The sequence below is a fragment of the Actinomadura chokoriensis genome (assembly GCF_041463665.1).
Lineage (GTDB): Bacteria > Actinomycetota > Actinomycetes > Streptosporangiales > Streptosporangiaceae > Spirillospora > Spirillospora chokoriensis_A.
The window spans coordinates 259,811-276,864 of record NZ_JAXCEJ010000006.1; the positions used below are offsets into that span (position 1 = coordinate 259,811).

The window sequence follows — 17,054 nt, forward strand, 5'->3', positions numbered from 1 at the left end:
CCCCCGGGTGCGGATGCCGCGTACATCGTTCGGACGACCTCGCGAACCTCACCGCAGACGAGGAACCGCCCTCTCGCCGCCGGAACGATGGAGGACGTGCTCATCGCCGTCATCGCCGGCTGCGAGATCGGCTTCTGGGTCGTCCTCGCCACCGGCCTCCTCGCCCGCTACCCGCTGCGCCTGCGCCGCACCGGCGCGACCCTGCTGCTCTGCGTCCCGCTGGTCGACCTGGTGCTGCTCGCCGCCACGGCGGTCGATCTGCGGAACGGGGCGACCGCGAGCGCCGCCCACGGCCTGGCCGCCGCCTACCTCGGCTACTCGGTCGCGTTCGGGCACAGCATGGTCCGCTGGGCCGACGAGCACTTCGCGCACCGGTTCGCCGGCGGCCCGCCCCCGCGCGGCAGGCCCGCGTACGGCCGGGCGCGCACCCGCCACGAGTGGCGCGAGTTCGGCAAGGCCGCCGTCGCGACGGCCGTCGCCTGCGGCCTGCTCCTGGCGATGATCGTCCTCGTTGGCGACGCCGACCGCTCCCAGGCCCTCCGCGGCTGGCTGGCGCGCCTCGGCGCGATCCTCGCGATCTGGTCGCTGTGGCCGATCACGCACACCCTCTGGCCCGCGAAGCCGAAGGAGCGCGCACGGCGAGGGTGACGATCGGCAGTTCGAACTCCCCCGCGTTCTCCGGAGCGCCCCGCAGGAACTCCAGCACCCGGGCCGGGCATGCCAGGAAGGGACCCGAAGACGCGTGCGGCCGCGCTCCCGGGCGGGGGCGCGGCCGTCGCGGAGGTCTCAGACGTTGAAGCCGAGGGCGCGGAGCTGGTCGCGCCCGTCTTCGGTGATCTTGTCCGGGCCCCACGGCGGGAGCCATACCCAGTTGATCTTGACGTCCTTGACGAGGCCCTCCAGCGCGCTGTGGGCCTGGTCCTCGATGACGTCGGTGAGCGGGCAGGCGGCGCTGGTGAGCGTCATGTCGAGGGTGGCCACCTCGTCGTCGAGGTTGACCCCGTAGATCAGGCCGAGGTCGACGACGTTGATGCCGAGCTCGGGGTCGACGACGTCCTTCAGGGCCTCCAGGACCTCTTCCTCCTGGACGGTCGAGCCGGTCGCGGGCGTGTCGGTCATGATGCCTCTCCGAGTGCGCGTGCGGTCGCGTCCTTCCACGCCATCCAGGCGAGCAGGGCGCATTTGATCCTGGCGGGGTACTTGGAGACCCCGGCGAAGGCGATGGCGTCCTCCAGGACGTCCTCGTCCGGCTCGACGTCCCGGCCGCGGGACTGCATCAGCGCCAGGAACTCCTCGCCGACGGCCATCGCCTCCTTCACGGACTTTCCGATGATCAGGTCGGACATCACCGAGGCGCTGGCCTGGCTGATCGAGCAGCCCATGGCGTCGTAGGAGACGTCGGCGACCGTGGCGTCCTGACCGTCGCCGTCCAGGTGGACGCGCAGCGTCACCTCGTCACCGCAGGTCGGGTTGACGTGGTGCGCCTCGCCCTCGAACGGCTCCCGCAGCCCCTTGTGCAGGGGGTTGCGGTAATGGTCCAGGATGACCTCCTGGTACATCGCCTCCAGCTGCATGTCGTCCCTTCCAAGCCTTTCTCGCTACAACCGGGCCGTCGCTCAGTGTGTTCCGAAGAACTTCTGCGCGTACCGCACCCCGTCGGCGAGCGCGTCCACGTCGCCGAGGGTGTTGTAGAGGTAGAACGTCGCGCGGGTGGTCGCCGGGATGCCGAAGCGCCGGCAGATCGGCCACGCGCAGTGATGGCCGACGCGGACCTCGACGCCCAGGTCGTCCAGGACCTGGCCGACGTCGTGCGGGTGGATGTCCTCCACGGTGAACGACACCGCGCCGCCGCGCGCCTCCGTGGTGCCGGGGCCGATGACGCGGACGCCGGGGATCTCGCCGAGCCGTTCGAGGGAGTAGCCGACCAGGGCCTCCTCGTGCGCGTGGACGCGGTCCATGCCGATGTCGGCGAGGTAGTCGCACGCGACGCCGAGCCCGATCGCCTGCGCCGTCATCGGGACGCCGGCCTCGAACCGCTGCGGCGGCGGCATGAAGGTGCTCTCCTCCATGCGGACGACCTCGATCATGGAACCGCCGGTGATGAACGGCGGCATGGCCTCCAGCAGCTCACCGCGGCCCCACAGCACGCCGATGCCGGTCGGGCCGAGCATCTTGTGACCGGAGAACGCCAGGAAGTCGGCGCCCAGCGCGGTCACGTCGACCGGCTGGTGCGGGACCGACTGCGCGGCGTCCAGCAGGACGAGGGCGCCGACCGCGTGGGCGCGCCGCACGATCCGCTCGACCGGCGGGACGGTCCCGAGGACGTTCGACTGGTGCGTCAGCGCGACGATCTTGGTGCGCTCGTTGACCAGGTCGTCGAGGTCGTCCAGGTCCAGGCGGCCCTCGTCGGTCAGCCCGAACCAGCGCAGCGTCGCTCCGGTGCGGCGGCACAGCTGCTGCCACGGGACGAGGTTCGCGTGGTGCTCCATCTCCGACACCACGACCTCGTCGCCGGGGCCGACCGCGAACCGCGCGGCCTCCGGGCCCGCCGTGGCGGCGTTGCTCATCGCGTACGCGACGAGGTTGATGCCTTCGGTGGCGTTCTTGGTGAACACGATCTCGCCCGGCGTCGCGCCGATGAACCGGGCGATCGACGCGCGGGCGTTCTCGTAGGCCTCCGTCGCCTCCTCGGCGAGCAGGTGCGCACCGCGGTGCGGGGCCGCGTTGTGCCGCTCGTAGAACTCCCGCTCCGCGTCCAGCACCCGGACGGGCTTCTGCGAGGTCGCCCCCGAGTCGAGGTACACCAGAGGACGCCCGCCGCGGACCGTGCGGCGCAGCAGCGGGAAGTCCTTCTTCAGCTCCTCGGGCAGCAGGGTCATAGCGACGCGCCCGCCTTCACGTACTTCTCGTAGCCCTGCTCCTCCAGCTCGTCGGCCAGCTCGGGCCCGCCCTCGGCGACGACGCGGCCGGCGGCGAAGACGTGCACGAAGTCGGGCTTCACGTACCGCAGGATGCGGGTGTAGTGGGTGATGAGCAGGACGCCGGTGTCGCCGGACGCGAACCGGTTCACGCCCTCGGAGACGACCTTGAGCGCGTCGACGTCGAGGCCGGAGTCGGTCTCGTCCAGGATCGCGACCTTCGGCTTGAGCATCTCCAGCTGCAGGATCTCGTGCCGCTTCTTCTCACCGCCGGAGAAGCCCTCGTTCAGGCTGCGCTGCGCGAACGCCGGGTCGATGGACAGGTTGTCCATCGCCTGCTTCATCTCCTTGGAGAACTCGCGGAGCTTCGGGGCCTCGCCGCGGACGGCGGTCACGGCGGAGCGCAGGAAGTTGGAGACCGACACGCCCGGCACCTCGACCGGGTACTGCATCGCCAGGAACATCCCGGCGCGGGCGCGCTCGTCGACCGACATGGCGAGGACGTCCTCGCCGTCCAGTGTGACGGCCCCGGACGTCACCTCGTACTTGGGGTGCCCGGCGACGGCGTAGGCCAGGGTGGACTTGCCGGAGCCGTTCGGCCCCATGATCGCGTGGGTCTCGCCGGCCTGCACGGTCAGGTCGACCCCGCGCAGGATCTCCTTCGACCCGTCGGAGCCGTCGCCGACGGAGACGTGGAGGTCGCGGATCTCTAGCGTGGCCATAGTGCGTGTAGTCCTTCGTCGTGGGGTCAGTCGTCGCCGAGCGAGACGTAGACGTCCCCGCCCTCGACCTTGACCTTGTAGGTGGCGACCGGCTGCGTGGCCGGCGGGTTGGTGGGCTTGCCGCTGCGCAGGTCGAAGCAGGATCCGTGCAGCCAGCACTCGATGGTGCCGTTGTAGACCTCGCCCTCGGAGAGCGAGACCTCGGCGTGGGAGCAGATGTCGTTCAGCGCGAACACGTCGCCGCCGCTGCGCGCGAGGACGACGGGAGTGTCGTCGATCTCGACGCCGAGCGCCCCGTCACCGGGGATCTCCTCCAGCGCGCACACCTTCACGTAACCGTCCTGGGGGGACGCGCCCCCGGGCCCTTCGGGCTTGGCGGACGTGGTCATCGGGTCGCCCCCAGGTTCAGCTCTTCCTCGATCGCCTCGCGCACCTTGTCGCGGACGTCGGCGACCTCGATCCGCTCGACCAGCTGGCCGAGGAAGCCCCGGACGACCATGCGGCGCGCCTCGTCGAAGGTGATGCCGCGCGCCTGCAGGTAGAACAGGTGCTCGTCGTCCAGCCGCCCGGACGCCGAGGCGTGCCCGGCGCCGGCGACCTCGCCGGTCAGGATCTCCAGGTTCGGGACGGAGTCGACCCGCGTCCCGTCGGTGAGGACGAGGTTGCGGTTCAGCTCGTAGGTGTCGGTGCCCTCCGCCTCCGCGCGGATGATCACGTCGCCGATCCAGACGGCGTGCGCGTCCCGGTCCTGCAGGGCGCCGCGGTAGTCGACGCGGCTGCGGCAGTGCGGGACGGTGTGGTCGACGAGGAGGCGGTGCTCCAGGTGCTGGCCGCCGTCGACGAAGTACACCCCGTACAGCTCGGCGTCGCCGCCCGGCGCGTCGTAGCCGACGGACGGCGAGATCCGCACGACGTCGCCGCCGAGCGAGATGTTGTGCGAGACGAACCGGGCGTCGCGGCCGAGGCGGGCGTGCTGGTGCGACACGTGGACGCCGTCGTCCGCCCAGTCCTGCAGGCTGATCACCGAGAGCCGGGCGCCGTCGCCGACGACGAACTCCACGTTGTCGGCGTAGGTCGCCGAGCCGCGGTGCGTGAGCACCACGGTGGCCTCGGCGAACGGCTCGACCAGGACGGTGGTGTGCCCGTAGGCGGCGGCCGAGGCGTCCTCGCCGCGCCGCCGCAGGACGGTCGGCGCCGAGGCGACGGCCTCCTTCGGGACGGTCACGACGGTCGCGTCGGTGAAGGAGTTCCACGCCTGGGCGCTGACGCGGTCGGCGGGGACGTAGGCCTTGCCGATGCGCGGGTCGTCGCGGCCGACGGTCTCGACGGTGACCTCGGGGGCCGCGTCGACCTCCAGCAGGACCTTGCCGCCTTCCACGGCGGTGCCCTTGTGCAGGCCGCGGAGGCGGCGCAGCGGGGTGAACCGCCACTCCTCCTCGCGCCCGGTCGGCACCTCGAAGTCGCCGGCGTCGTAGGAGGCCTTGTCGTGCAGCGTCGAGAGAGGCCTGGTGTCGAGCCCCATCAGCCGACGGCTCCTTCCATCTGCAGCTCGATGAGCCGGTTCAGCTCGAGGGCGTACTCCATCGGCAGCTCGCGCGCGATCGGCTCGACGAACCCGCGGACGATCATCGCCATCGCCTCGTCCTCGGTGAGGCCGCGGCTCATCAGGTAGAACAGCTGCGTCTCCGACACCTTGGAGACGGTGGCCTCGTGGCCCATCTCCACGTCGTCCTCGCGGACGTCGACGTAGGGGTAGGTGTCGGACCGGCTGATCTGGTCGACCAGCAGCGCGTCGCACTTGACGGTGGACTTGCTGTGCTCGGCGCCCTCCTGGATCTGCACCAGCCCGCGGTAGGACGTGCGGCCGCCGCCGCGCGCCACCGACTTGGAGATGATGCTGCTGGAGGTGTTGGGCGCGGCGTGCACCATCTTGGCGCCGGCGTCCTGGTGCTGGTCCTCGCCGGCGAACGCGATCGACAGGGTCTCGCCCTTGGCGTGCTCGCCGAGCAGGTAGACGGCCGGGTACTTCATGGTGACCTTGGAGCCGATGTTGCCGTCGACCCATTCCATGGTGGCGCCCTCGTAGGCGACGGCGCGCTTGGTCACCAGGTTGTAGACGTTGTTCGACCAGTTCTGGATCGTCGTGTACCGGACGCGGGCGTCCTTCTTCACGACGATCTCCACGACGGCGGAGTGCAGCGAGTCCGACTTGTAGATCGGCGCGGTGCAGCCCTCGACGTAGTGGACGTAGGAGCCCTCGTCGGCGATGATCAGCGTCCGCTCGAACTGGCCCATGTTCTCGGTGTTGATCCGGAAGTAGGCCTGGAGCGGGATCTCCACGTGCACGCCCGGCGGGACGTAGATGAACGAGCCGCCCGACCACACGGCGGTGTTGAGCGCGGCGAACTTGTTGTCGCCGACGGGGATCACCGAGCCGAAGTACTCCTGGAAGATCTCCGGGTGCTCGCGCAGGCCGGTGTCGGTGTCGAGGAAGAGGACGCCCTTCTCCTCGAGGTCCTCGCGGATCTTGTGGTAGACGACCTCCGACTCGTACTGCGCGGCGACGCCGGCGATGAGGCGCTGCTTCTCCGCCTCGGGGATGCCGAGCTTGTCGTAGGTGTTCTTGATGTCCTCGGGGAGCTCCTCCCAGGACGCGGCCTGCTGCTCGGTGGAGCGCACGAAGTACTTGATGTTGTCGAAGTCGATGTCCGACAGGTCGGAACCCCAGGTGGGCATCGGCTTCTTGCCGAACAGCCGCAGCCCCTTGAGGCGCAGGTCGAGCATCCACTCGGGCTCGCTCTTCTTGCCCGAGATGTCGCGGACGACCTCCTCGTTCAGGCCGCGCCGGGCCGAGGCGCCGGCCTCGTCGGAGTCGGCCCAGCCGAACTTGTACCTGTCGAGCCCCTCTAGCTCAGGGTGGGCTGCCGTAGTCATAGGGAGGTCCCTCCGGACTCCTCGTCATTGTTCTGTGTCTTTTCGGGGGGCGCCCCCGCGCCTTCGCCCCCGGCGCCGCCCGCCGCGGCCCCGCCGGGGGCGGCGCCGCCGGCGGGATCGCCGGTCTCGCCGGCCCCGTGCAGGGAGCGGGGGCTGACGTGGGTGGTGCAGATCCCGTCGCCGTGGGCGATCGTGGCCAGCCGCTGCACGGGGGTGCCGAGCAGCCGGCTGAACGCCTCGGTCTCGGCCTCGCACAGCTGCGGGAACTCCGCGGCGACGTGCGCGACCGGGCAGTGGTGCTGGCACAGCTGCTCGCCGCCGCCCGGCTGGGGAGCCTTGGCCGCGGCGGCCGCGTAGCCGTCGCCCGAAAGCGCCTCGGCGAGCGAGCGGACCCGCTGCTGGGGTGAGGCGTCCTGCACGACGGGCCGGTAGCGCCGCTCCAGGTCGGCGATCTGCCGCCGGGCGAACTCGGCGACCGCGTGGTCGCCGGCCGTCTCGGCGAGGAACCGCAGCGCGCTGGTCGCCAGGTCGTCGTAGGCGTGCACGAAGGCGCTGCGCCCGGCGTCGGTGATGGCGAACCACTTGGCGGGCCTTCCCCGGCCGCGCCGGGTCTGCGGCACCCGCGCCTTGCGGACCTCGATCATGCCCTCGGCCAGCAGCGCGTCCAGGTGCCGGCGGATCGCGGCCGGCGTGAGGCCGACGCGTTCCCCCAGCGTGGACGCCGTGACCGGCCCGTGTTCGAGGATCAGCCGGGCCACCCGCGCGCGTGTGTCGCGCTCGGTGTGCCCGGGCCCCGACGGCACGCCGGACGGCCGCGCGGCGGCGCCCCCGGTGGTCGTCTGGTCCTCGCTCACGTATTTCACAACATCAGTGTGCCGTAATTCCTTCCTCCGAAACACCGGAACGCCGATGTCGTAGCTCACGCAGGTAAGCCTTACCTAACCTGGGCTTTCTCTCCCACGGTCGGCACGGCGGCCCCGCCCGGCAGGAGCAGCACCGGGCACGGGGCGGCGCGGACGATCTTGCCGGAGGTCTCGCCGAGGAAGACCTTGCGCAGCGGCCCGTCGTGGCTGGACAGGCAGGCGAGCACCTCGCCGTGCAGCATACCGACGGTGCCGAGGGTCTTGGCGATGTCGGTCCCGACGGCCGTGAGCCGCTCCACCGGCGTCCCGCCCCCGAAGAGCCCGGCGGCGTAGCGGAGGTCCTCCTCGGCCTGGGCGAGCTGGCGGTCCAGCACCCCGCCCGGGACGTGGAACCGGGCCGCGAGGCCGGGCGGCCGCAGCAGCAGGGTCAGCAGCCGAAGCTCCACGTCCAGCCGGTCGGCCAGGGCCGCGGCGGCCGACAGCGGCCCCTCGGCGTCCCCGCGCCGCCAGTACGCGAGCGTCATCCGCACGAACCGCCGCGGCGGGTGCGCCGCGTAGCCGCGCGGGGCCAGCATCACCGGGACGGGCGAGCCGTGCAGCAGCTGGTCGGCGGTGCTGCCGATCGCGACGCGGCCGCGCGGCCCGCCCGGCGCCGAACCGGCCACGATCAGGTCGGCGCCCACGTCAAGGGCCACCTGGATGAGGCCCCGCCCGCTGCCCCGGTGGGCATGGACGCGCAGGGTCACCTCCCGCTCCGGGACGCCGAGCTCCCCCAGCCGCGCCGCGGCCCCGGCGAGCGCCTCGTCCGCCTGGCCCTTGAGGTAGGCGACCCACTCGGCGTCCACGGCGCCGGGACCGGGCGTGGGCCACGGCGGCGGATGGACGTGCACGGCCGTCAGCGGCGCGCCCATCGTCCGGGCGAGCAGGGCGGCGAGGGCGAGCGCGTCGTCGCCGCGCTCGTCGGGGGCGTAGCCGACCAGCACCCGCACGCCGTTCGTGTCGTTCATGGGAGCCCCTTTCCACCGGGGACGCCGGCGGGCCCGGCCGCCAGGCGGGAGTGGCGGCGGCCGTACAGGAAGTAGGCGACCAGCCCGACGAGGCACCACAGCGCGAACACCGTCCAGGTCACCCCGCCGAGGCCGACCATCAGGTACACGCAGAACCCGACGCCGAGCAGCGGCGTCACCGGGAACAGCGGGGTGCGGAAGCTGCGCGGCAGCTCGGGCCGGGTGCGGCGCAGGACCATGACGCCGACGCTGACCAGCGCGAACGCGAACAGCGTCCCGATGCTGGTGGCGTCCACGAGCCGGCCGAGCGGGATCACCGCGGCGAGGGTCCCGATGAACATCGCCACGATGACCGTGTTGGCGACGGGCACCCGGCGGCCGGGGCTGACCTTCTGGAAGACGTCCGGGACGAGCCCGTCCCGCGACATCGCGAACAGGATGCGGGTCTGCCCGTACATGACGGTCAGGACGACGCTGGCGATCGCGATCACCGCGCCGAGGGCGAGGATCATCGACGGCCAGGTCTTTCCCGTCGCCACGTCCAGCACCTCCGCGAGGGAGGCCTCCGCGCCGCTGATCGCGAACCGCCTCCAGTTCATCGCGGCGACGGCCGCGAGCCCGACCAGCACGTAGAGGACGGTCACGATGGCCAGCGACAGGACGATCGCGAGCGGCAGGTCGCGGCGGGGGTTCTTGGCCTCCTCGCCCGCGGTGGAGGCCGCGTCGAAGCCGATGTAGGAGAAGAACACCTTGCCGCCGGCGGCGCTGATCCCCGCCCAGCCGAGGGGCGTGAACACGCTGAGGTTCCCGGACCGGAACGCGGTGAAGGCGACCGCGCAGAAGAACAGCAGGACGGCGATCTTGAGGAACACCATGATCGTGTTGGCGGTGGCGCTCTCGGACGTGCCGCGCAGCAGCAGCAGCGCCGCGATCAGCACCACGACCACGGCGGGGACGTTGACGAGGCCGCCCTCGCCGGGCGGGCTGCTGAGCGCGGCCGGGATCGTGAAGCCGAACGCCGAGTCGAGGAACGCGTTCAGGTAGGAGCCCCAGCCGACCGCGACGGCCGACACCGACACCGCGTACTCCAGCAGCAGGCACCATCCGCAGACCCACGCGACCAGCTCGCCGAGCGTCGCGTAGGCGTAGGAGTAGGACGACCCGGAGACCGGGATCGTGCCGGCCAGCTCCGCGTACGACAGGGCGGAGAACAGCGCGGTCACGGCGGCGAGCACGAACGACAGCACGACGGCCGGGCCGGCCAGCGGCACCGCCTCGCCGAGGACGACGAAGATGCCGGTGCCGAGGGTCGCGCCGACGCTGAAGAACGTGAGCTGCAGCAGGCTCATCGTGCGTTTCAGCTCGCCGCCCTCGCCCCTCCCGCCCTCGGCGACGATCCGGTCGACCGGCTTCGTCCGCAGCAGGCTGCGCGCGAACGAGCCCGGCGCGGACCCCGCCGTCACAGGGTGCTCTGCAGCGGCCAGGTGGCGTTGGGGGTGACGATCGTGCCGGCGGCGCCGGCGAGGATCTCCACGCACTGGTCGAGCATCCCGATCGCGGCCATGTCGCCGGTCCGCTCGACGAAGCTCGCCGCGGCCTCGGCCTTCGGGCCCATCGACCCGGCGGGGAAGTCCTCGGCCCGCAGCTCGTGCGGGGTCGTGTGGACGATCTCCTCCTGGTCGGGCGCGCCGAAGTTGCGCATCACCCGGGGCACGTCGGTGAGGATCAGCAGCGCGTCGGCGTCCATGCTCTCGGCGAGGACGGCCGCGGTGAGGTCCTTGTCGATCACCGCTTCGACGCCCTCCAGCCGCCCGACGTCGTTGCGGAACACCGGGATGCCGCCGCCGCCCGCGCACACCACGACCGTCCCGAGCCGGACCAGCTCCCGGATCAGCCGCGTCTCGATCACCCGCTGCGGGCGCGGGGAGGGCACGACGCGCCGCCACGCGTCCCCGTCCTGGCGGATCGTCCAGCCGTACTCGGCGACGAGCTTCTCGGCCTCCTCGCGCTCGTAGACCTGGCCGACGAACTTGGTCGGGTTCTCGAACGCCGGGTCCACCGCCGACACCAGCGTCTGGTTGATCATCGCCATCACCTGGCGGCCGGGCAGCGCGTTCTGCAGCGCCTGCAGCATCCAGTAGCCGATCATCCCCTGGGTCTCGGCGCCGATCGTGTCCAGCGGGTAGGGCCGGGTCAGGTTCGGGTCGTTGACGCTCTCCAGCGCCAGCACCCCGACCTGCGGACCGTTCCCGTGCGTGATGATCAGCTCGTGCTCCTCGGCGAGCGGCGCGAGCGAGCGGACCGCCCGGTCCACGTTGTGGCGCTGCGGCCCGGCGTCGGGTATCTCGCCCCGCTTGACCAGCGCGTTCCCCCCGAGCGCGACGACCACCCTCATTCGCTCCCCCTCACCCGCCCGGCCGGCCGAGCGTCGCGACCATGACCGCCTTGATGGTGTGCATCCGGTTCTCGGCCTCGTCGAAGACGATGGAGGCGCCCGACTCGAACACCTCGTCGGTGACCTCCAGCGCCTCCAGGCCGGTCTTCCGGTAGATCTCCTCCCCCACCGCGGTCTCCCGGTCGTGGAAGGCGGGAAGGCAATGCATGAACTTGACGTCCGGATTGCCGGTGGCCCGCATGACCCCGGCGTTCACCTGGTACGGCGTGAGCAGCGCGACGCGCTCGTCCCACACCTCCTTGGGCTCGCCCATCGACACCCAGACGTCGGTGAGGACGAAGTCCGCGCCCCGCACGCCTTCGGCGACGTCCTCGGTGAGGGTGATCTCCGCCCCGGTCTTGGCCGCCACCGCCCTGGACGGCCGGACGACCGTCTCCTCGTCCGGCCACAGCGTCCGGGGGGCGACGATCCGCACGTTCATGCCGAGGAGCGCTCCCGTGGCCACATAGGAGTGGCCCATGTTGTTGCGTGCGTCGCCCAGGTAGGCGTACGTGACGTCCCGCAGGGGCCTGTTGCTGTGCTCGCGCATGGTGAGCATGTCGGCGAGCATCTGCGTCGGGTGCCACTCGTCGGTCAGGCCGTTCCACACGGGGACGCCCGCGTACTCGGCGAGTTCCTCGACGAGTCTCTGGCTGGAACCCCGGTACTCGATGCCGTCGTACATCCGCCCCAGGACGCGCGCCGTGTCCTTCATCGACTCCTTGTGGCCGATCTGCGTCCCGCCCGGGTCGAGGTAGGTCACGTGGGCGCCCTGGTCGTGCGCGGCGACCTCGAACGCGCAGCGCGTGCGGGTGGACGTCTTCTCGAAGATCAGCGCGATGTTCTTGCCGGCCAGCGCGGGCGACTCGGTTCCCCCGCGCTTGGCGGCCTTCAGTTCGGCCGCGAGATCGATCAGGAATCCGAACTCCTCCGGCGTGAGATCGAGTTCCCTGAGGAGGCTGCGGCCGCCGAGGCCAGCAGCGGGGCCAGCAGCGGGGCCACCACCAGCGGGTTCGCCACCAGCGGGGCCGCCGCCGCTCGAGTCTCCACTGGGGTCGCGCGCCATTTCCGGTCTCCAGGGTCGTGGTCGTCAGGCGTCCCGGACGAGCGGGCAGGTCATGCAGCGGGGACCGCCGCGCCCCCGGCCGAGCTCGCTGCCGCGGATGGTGATGACCTTGATCCCGTTCCGGCTCAGATGATTGTTGCTCGTCGCGTTGCGCTCGTAGGCGACCACCACGCCGGGCGAGACGGCCAGGACGTTCGCGCCGTCGTCCCACTGCTCGCGCTCGGCGGCGAAGACGTCCTGCGTCGGGACGACGACCTTGATCGAGTCCAGGCCGAGCGCGGCCGCGATCGCGCGGTGCATGTCCTCCGGAGCGTGATCTGTGATCTTCAGCTCCTTCTCGGTGTCGCCGGGCTCGACGGTGTGGCTCGGCAGCATGCCCATCCCCTCGTAGGCGGTGAACACGCCGTGGTCGACCATCGTCATGACCGTGTCCAGGTGCATGAACGCCCGCCTCTGCGGCATCCGCAGCGCGACGATCCGGGTGCACGACCCGGCGGCGAACAGCGACTGCGCGAGCATCTCGACGGCCTGCGGCTGCGTCCGCTCGCTCATCCCGACCAGCACCGCGCCGTTCCCGATGACCAGGACGTCGCCGCCCTCCAGCGTCGCCGGGGCCATCGCCGTCCCGCTGCTCCACACGTGGAAGCCGCCCTCGGCGGGCCGGCCGTAGCCGGCGGCGAACAGCGGGTGCCAGCGGTAGATCGCCTCCATGTTCACCGTCTCGCGCATCCGCGCCTTCTTGCGCATCGTGTTGATCGAGACGCCGTCGTAGATCCAGCAGGACGTGTCGCGGGTGAACAGGTGGTTCGGCAGCGGCGGCAGGACGAACCCGTCCGCGGGGATGGAGTGGAACGCGATGGACGCGGGCTCCGGCATCCGCTCCAACATCTCCCGCTTGGTGATGCCGCCGACGAGGAACGAGCCGAGGTCCTGGACGTCCATGGAGTCGAAGCAGTTGCGGATCGCGTCGGTGGCGAGCGGGCCGAACCAGTGCGGGTCGACGACGGTGTCCAGGATGTGCTTGCGCGCCTCCGGGATCCCGATCGTCTCGCGCAGCAGGTCGATCAGGAGGTGCGTCCGGACGCCCTCCGCGCGCAGCACGTCCTCGAACTCCTCGTGCTCCTCCACCGCGCGCCGCACCCACAGCACGTCGTCGAAGAGCAGCCCGGCCGCGTTGGACGGGGTGAGCCGCTTGAGGGACAGCTCCGGCCGGTGCAGCAGCACCTCCCGGAGCCGCCCGGTCTCCGAATCGACGTGGAACGGCATCCGCCACCTCCTCGGGGCCCGGCCACCGTGCCGCACGGCCCCAGGCCGCCGGGGACGCCCCGGCGACAGGCCGTCAATTCCCCGAGGTCGGCGGGGTGAAACTGGATCGGCCCGCGCCCGGAGGCTTTACCGGACCTTCACCCGGCGCGCCCGCGGGACCCGGCGCGGAGCTGTCCGGCCGCGGACCTAAACTCGACGGCATGACACCCCCCGGAGACGGCGGACGAGACGGCGCGGTCGAGCTGCACTCGCTCGTCAAGCGCTACGGCCCGGCCGGCCGCGGACGGCCGGCGGTCGACGGGCTCTCGTTCAGCGCCGCCCGGGGCGCGGTGACGGCGCTGCTCGGCCCGAACGGCGCGGGCAAGACGACCACGGTCGAGATCTGCGAGGGCTTCCGGCGGGCCGACTCCGGCACCGTCCGCGTCCTCGGCCTCGACCCGGCGGCCGGCGGCCGCGCGCTGAAGCCGCGGGTGGGCGTGATGCCGCAGTCCGGCGGCGTGCCGGGGACGGCCCGCGCGGGCGAGTTCCTGAAGCTCGTGGCCTCGTTCCACGCCGCGCCGCTCGACACGTCCGCCCTGCTGGAGCGGCTCGGCCTCACCGAGCACGCCCGCACCCCGTTCCGCCGGATGTCGGGCGGGCAGCAGCAGCGGCTCTCCCTCGCGGTCGCCGTCGTCGGGCGGCCGGAGCTCGTCTTCCTCGACGAGCCCACGACCGGGCTCGACCCGCAGGCCAGGCACGCCACCTGGGAGCTGATCGAGGAGCTGCGCGCCGCCGGGGTGTCGGTGGTCCTCACCACCCACAACATGGAGGAGGCCGAGCGCCTCGCCGACCACGTCGTCATCGTCGACCACGGCAGGGTCGTGGCCGGCGGCGCCCCCGAGGCGCTGACCGGCGCCGAGCGGCAGCTGCGGTTCCGCGCCCGGCCCGGCCTCGGCCTGGAGGAGCTGCTGGCCGCGCTGCCCGCCGGGAGCGCCGCCAAGGAGTCGCCCGCCGGGCACTACCTGATCGAGGCGGACGTGCGGCCCGAGCTGCTCGCCACCGTCACCGCCTGGTGCGCCTCGCACGGCGTCATGACCGAGGACCTGCGGATCGAGCGCCGCACCCTGGAGGACGTCTTCCTCGAACTCACCGGGCGGGAGCTGCGCTCGTGACCGCCCCCCTGGACCTGTCCCCCGCTCCCGGCGCCGTGCCGCTGCGGCGGATGGTCGTGTCGCAGGCCGGCTACGAGTTCCGCACCGTGCTGCGCAACGGCGAGCAGCTGCTGCTGACGCTGATCATCCCGGTGGTGCTGCTCGTCCTGTTCGGCGCCACGTCCCTGCTCGACCTCGGGTCCGGCCGCCGGGTCGACTTCCTCGCCCCCGGCGTCCTCGCGCTCGCGGTGATGTCGACGGCGTTCACCGGCCAGGCGATCGGGACCGGCTTCGAGCGGCGCTACGGCGTCCTCAAGCGGCTCGGCGCCACTCCCCTGCCGCGCGGCGGCCTCATCGCCGCCAAGACCCTCAGCGTCCTCGCGGTCGAGGCCGTGCAGGCCGCCGTGATCTGCGCGGTGGCGTTCGCGCTCGGCTGGCGCCCGGACGGCGACCCCGCCTCGGTGCTCGTCCTGCTGCTGCTCGGCACCGCCGCGTTCTCCGGGCTCGGGCTGCTCATGGCCGGGACGATGCGCGCCGAGGCGGTGCTCGCCGGCGCGAACCTCGTCTACATCCTGTTGCTGGCCGTCGGCGGCGTCGTCTTCCCTCTCGACAAGTTCCCCGGCCCGGTGCGGGACGCCCTGGAACTGCTGCCGATCTCGGCCCTCGCGGGCGGGCTGCGCGACGTCCTGCGGGACGGCGCCGCGTTCCCCGCGCAGCCGCTGCTCGTCCTCGGGGCGTGGGCCGTCGCCGGCCTCGTCCTCGCCGCCCGCTTCTTCAAATGGGAGTGACCCTTGGCCCACGCTGAGGCGCCCGGGGCGTCCGGGTCGCTCGGCGGCGCGAGCCGGAGGTCCGGCCGCGCCCGCGCGCTCTCGCTGGGATCGGTGCCGCCGCCCGCGCTCATCCTGCTCGGCATCGTGTCCGTGCAGGTCGGCGCGGGCCTCGCCAAGCACCTGTTCGAGCGGCTGCCGCCGACGACCGTCGTGTCGATCCGGCTGCTGGCCTCGGCGCTCGTGCTGGGCTTCCTGGCCCGCAAGGCGCTGCGGACCGTGCTGCGCGACCACTCCTGGACGAGCCTCGCCGTCGTCGCGGGCTACGGGGTCTCGCTCGCGGGCATGAACTTCGCGTTCTACCAGTCGCTCTCCCGGATCCCGCTGGGCGTGGCGGTGACGATCGAGTTCCTCGGGCCGCTGTCGGTGGCCATCGCGGGCTCGCGGCGTCCGCGCGACGTCCTGTGGGTGCTGCTCGCGGGCGGGGGCGTGGTCATGCTCGCGCGCGGCGGCGGCGACGCCGACCTCCTCGGCATCGCGTTCGCGCTGCTCGCCGCGGTCGGCTGGGCGTCCTACATCCTGCTCGCCGCCGCCACCGGGCAGCGCATCCCCGGCAGCACCGGGCTGGCCCTGGCCAGCATCATCGGGACGCTGGTCGTGCTGCCGGGCGGCATCGCGACCGGCGTGGCCGCGGGCGGCGGCGCCCTGCTCGACCCGGCGCTGCTGGTGATCGGGCTCGGCGTCGGCCTGCTGTCGTCGGTGATCCCGTACTCGCTGGAACTGGAGACGCTGCGGCGCGTGCCCGCCCGCGTCTTCGGGATCCTGATGAGCCTGGAGCCCGCCGTCGCCGCACTGGTCGGCGTGGTCGTCCTCGGCGAGATCCTCACCGGACGCCAGTGGGTCGCGATCGGCTGCGTCATCGTCGCCTGCGCCGGCGCGACCCGCGGAGGGCAGGACCCGCCGGCGGCGCCCGAGGCCTGAGCGGTGGCGGGCACGTGTGGCAGCGTGGAAGGATCAGGACGCGAGGATCTTCCGGCGAGGAACGAGAGGAGCCGCCGTGATCGGCCGGACCGAGGACCAGGGCATGCCGCCGGAGTTCTTCGAGGCGGGGTCGGCGTCGTTCGTCGACTTCCTGCGCCTCCACTCCCCTGAGCTGCTCCCCGTCAACCGGGTGCCCGAGGGCGACGCCCCGGAGCTGCCGCACGGCACGACCGTCCTGGCGCTGACGTTCCCGGGCGGCGTCATGATGGCCGGCGACCGGCGCGCCACCCAGGGCAACCGCATCGCCTACCGCGAGCTGGACAAGGTGCAGCGCGCCGACGAGTACTCCGCCGTCGCGTTCGCGGGGACGGTCGGGCTGGCGCTGGAGATGGTCCGGCTGTTCCAGGTGGAGCTGGAGCACTACGAGAAGATGGAGACCGTCCCCCTGTCGCTGCCGGGCAAGGCCCGCAGGCTGGGCGCGGTCATCCAGGCCAACCTCGCGCAGGCGCTGCAGGGCCTCGCGGTCGTCCCGCTGTTCACGGGCTACGAACCCGGCTCGGGCGAGGGACGCATCTACACCTACGACATCACCGGCGCCCCCCAGGAGGCCCGCGACTTCCACGCGGACGGGTCCGGCTCCCCCTACGCGCTGGGCGCGCTGAAGAAGCTCTACCGGCGGGACCTGTCCCTGGAGGACGCCGCCACCGTCTGCGTCCAGGCCCTCTACGACGCGGCCGACGACGACGCGGCCACCGGCGGCCCCGACCCCGTGCGGCGCATCTACCCGACGATCGCGGTCGTCACCGCCGACGGGTACCGGCGCCTTCCCGAGGACGAGGTGTCCGCGATCGCCGATGAGGTCATGCGCGCCCGGATGGACAATCCCGGCGGTCCGGTGGCGCCCCTGCGCTGACGCGGGCACCCCGGCCCGCGGGCACGCTGATCATCGGAAACGTCGTACCCGGC

Annotated in this window: 18 protein-coding genes; 5 read left to right on the top strand and 13 right to left on the bottom strand. The window is 72.3% G+C overall.

What is annotated here, in order from left to right; all coding sequences use genetic code 11:
- Window positions 1-96: 96 nt before the first annotated feature.
- A complete protein-coding gene (locus SM418_RS13430; RefSeq protein ID WP_443098379.1) occupies window positions 97-648 on the top strand; it encodes a hypothetical protein in 552 nt (183 codons plus the stop codon).
- 138 nt (window positions 649-786) lie between these two features.
- Here SM418_RS13430 and SM418_RS13435 read toward each other — a convergent pair whose 3' ends face one another.
- The 13 genes from SM418_RS13435 to SM418_RS13495 all read right to left on the bottom strand — a co-directional run bounded on the left by SM418_RS13435 (window position 787) and on the right by SM418_RS13495 (window position 13,210).
- Complete coding sequence (locus SM418_RS13435) at window positions 787-1,119, bottom strand: metal-sulfur cluster assembly factor (protein ID WP_371942221.1); 333 nt, start codon at window positions 1,117-1,119, stop codon at window positions 787-789.
- Window positions 1,116-1,574, bottom strand: a complete 459-nt coding sequence (sufU, locus tag SM418_RS13440) for a Fe-S cluster assembly sulfur transfer protein SufU (protein WP_371942222.1) — start codon at window positions 1,572-1,574, stop codon at window positions 1,116-1,118. The genes SM418_RS13435 and sufU overlap by 4 nt, the downstream gene beginning before the upstream one ends.
- A gap of 42 nt (window positions 1,575-1,616) precedes the next feature.
- Complete coding sequence (locus SM418_RS13445; RefSeq protein WP_371942223.1) at window positions 1,617-2,879, bottom strand: cysteine desulfurase; 1,263 nt, start codon at window positions 2,877-2,879, stop codon at window positions 1,617-1,619.
- Window positions 2,876-3,640, bottom strand: coding sequence for a Fe-S cluster assembly ATPase SufC (gene sufC, locus SM418_RS13450; RefSeq protein ID WP_371942224.1), 765 nt, complete (start codon window positions 3,638-3,640; stop codon window positions 2,876-2,878). Before sufC ends, SM418_RS13445 begins: the two co-directional genes overlap by 4 nt.
- 26 nt (window positions 3,641-3,666) lie before the next feature.
- On the bottom strand, window positions 3,667-4,029 hold the full coding sequence (locus SM418_RS13455; protein WP_371942225.1) for a non-heme iron oxygenase ferredoxin subunit: 363 nt from the start codon (window positions 4,027-4,029) through the stop codon (window positions 3,667-3,669).
- Complete coding sequence (sufD, locus tag SM418_RS13460; protein ID WP_371942226.1) at window positions 4,026-5,162, bottom strand: Fe-S cluster assembly protein SufD; 1,137 nt, start codon at window positions 5,160-5,162, stop codon at window positions 4,026-4,028. The genes SM418_RS13455 and sufD overlap by 4 nt, the downstream gene beginning before the upstream one ends.
- The gene (gene sufB, locus SM418_RS13465; RefSeq protein WP_371942227.1) at window positions 5,162-6,574 is read right to left on the bottom strand and encodes a Fe-S cluster assembly protein SufB; all 1,413 of its coding nucleotides are present in this window, start codon (window positions 6,572-6,574) and stop codon (window positions 5,162-5,164) included. The genes sufD and sufB overlap by 1 nt, the downstream gene beginning before the upstream one ends.
- Window positions 6,571-7,428, bottom strand: coding sequence for a helix-turn-helix transcriptional regulator (locus tag SM418_RS13470; protein ID WP_371942268.1), 858 nt, complete (start codon window positions 7,426-7,428; stop codon window positions 6,571-6,573). Before SM418_RS13470 ends, sufB begins: the two co-directional genes overlap by 4 nt.
- 80 nt (window positions 7,429-7,508) lie before the next feature.
- Window positions 7,509-8,444: a universal stress protein gene (locus SM418_RS13475; protein WP_371942228.1), complete on the bottom strand. Its 936-nt coding sequence runs from the start codon at window positions 8,442-8,444 to the stop codon at window positions 7,509-7,511.
- On the bottom strand, window positions 8,441-9,907 hold the full coding sequence (locus SM418_RS13480) for an amino acid permease (protein WP_371942229.1): 1,467 nt from the start codon (window positions 9,905-9,907) through the stop codon (window positions 8,441-8,443). The genes SM418_RS13475 and SM418_RS13480 overlap by 4 nt, the downstream gene beginning before the upstream one ends.
- A complete protein-coding gene (gene arcC, locus SM418_RS13485) occupies window positions 9,904-10,839 on the bottom strand; it encodes a carbamate kinase (protein WP_371942230.1) in 936 nt (311 codons plus the stop codon). The genes SM418_RS13480 and arcC overlap by 4 nt, the downstream gene beginning before the upstream one ends.
- Before the next feature lie 10 nt (window positions 10,840-10,849).
- Window positions 10,850-11,944 carry an ornithine carbamoyltransferase gene (argF, locus tag SM418_RS13490; protein ID WP_371942231.1) on the bottom strand — a complete coding sequence of 365 codons (1,095 nt, stop codon included), beginning with the start codon at window positions 11,942-11,944 and terminating at the stop codon, window positions 10,850-10,852.
- Between the two features lie 24 nt (window positions 11,945-11,968).
- Entirely contained in the window at window positions 11,969-13,210 is a 1,242-nt protein-coding gene (locus tag SM418_RS13495; protein ID WP_371942232.1) for an arginine deiminase, read from the bottom strand.
- A 200-nt stretch (window positions 13,211-13,410) separates the two neighbouring features.
- On the opposite strand from SM418_RS13495, the gene SM418_RS13500 reads away from it, so the two are divergent.
- From SM418_RS13500 to prcB, 4 genes are all read left to right on the top strand, one after another.
- Window positions 13,411-14,361 (top strand): ABC transporter ATP-binding protein, encoded by a 951-nt coding sequence (locus tag SM418_RS13500; protein WP_371942233.1) that lies wholly within the window; start codon window positions 13,411-13,413, stop codon window positions 14,359-14,361.
- A gap of 50 nt (window positions 14,362-14,411) precedes the next feature.
- Window positions 14,412-15,128 carry an ABC transporter permease gene (locus tag SM418_RS13505; RefSeq protein ID WP_371942269.1) on the top strand — a complete coding sequence of 239 codons (717 nt, stop codon included), beginning with the start codon at window positions 14,412-14,414 and terminating at the stop codon, window positions 15,126-15,128.
- Between the two features lie 3 nt (window positions 15,129-15,131).
- On the top strand, window positions 15,132-16,088 hold the full coding sequence (locus SM418_RS13510; RefSeq protein ID WP_371942234.1) for an EamA family transporter: 957 nt from the start codon (window positions 15,132-15,134) through the stop codon (window positions 16,086-16,088).
- A gap of 103 nt (window positions 16,089-16,191) precedes the next feature.
- Window positions 16,192-17,001, top strand: a complete 810-nt coding sequence (gene prcB / locus SM418_RS13515) for a proteasome subunit beta (protein WP_371942270.1) — start codon at window positions 16,192-16,194, stop codon at window positions 16,999-17,001.
- Window positions 17,002-17,054: the final 53 nt, after the last annotated feature.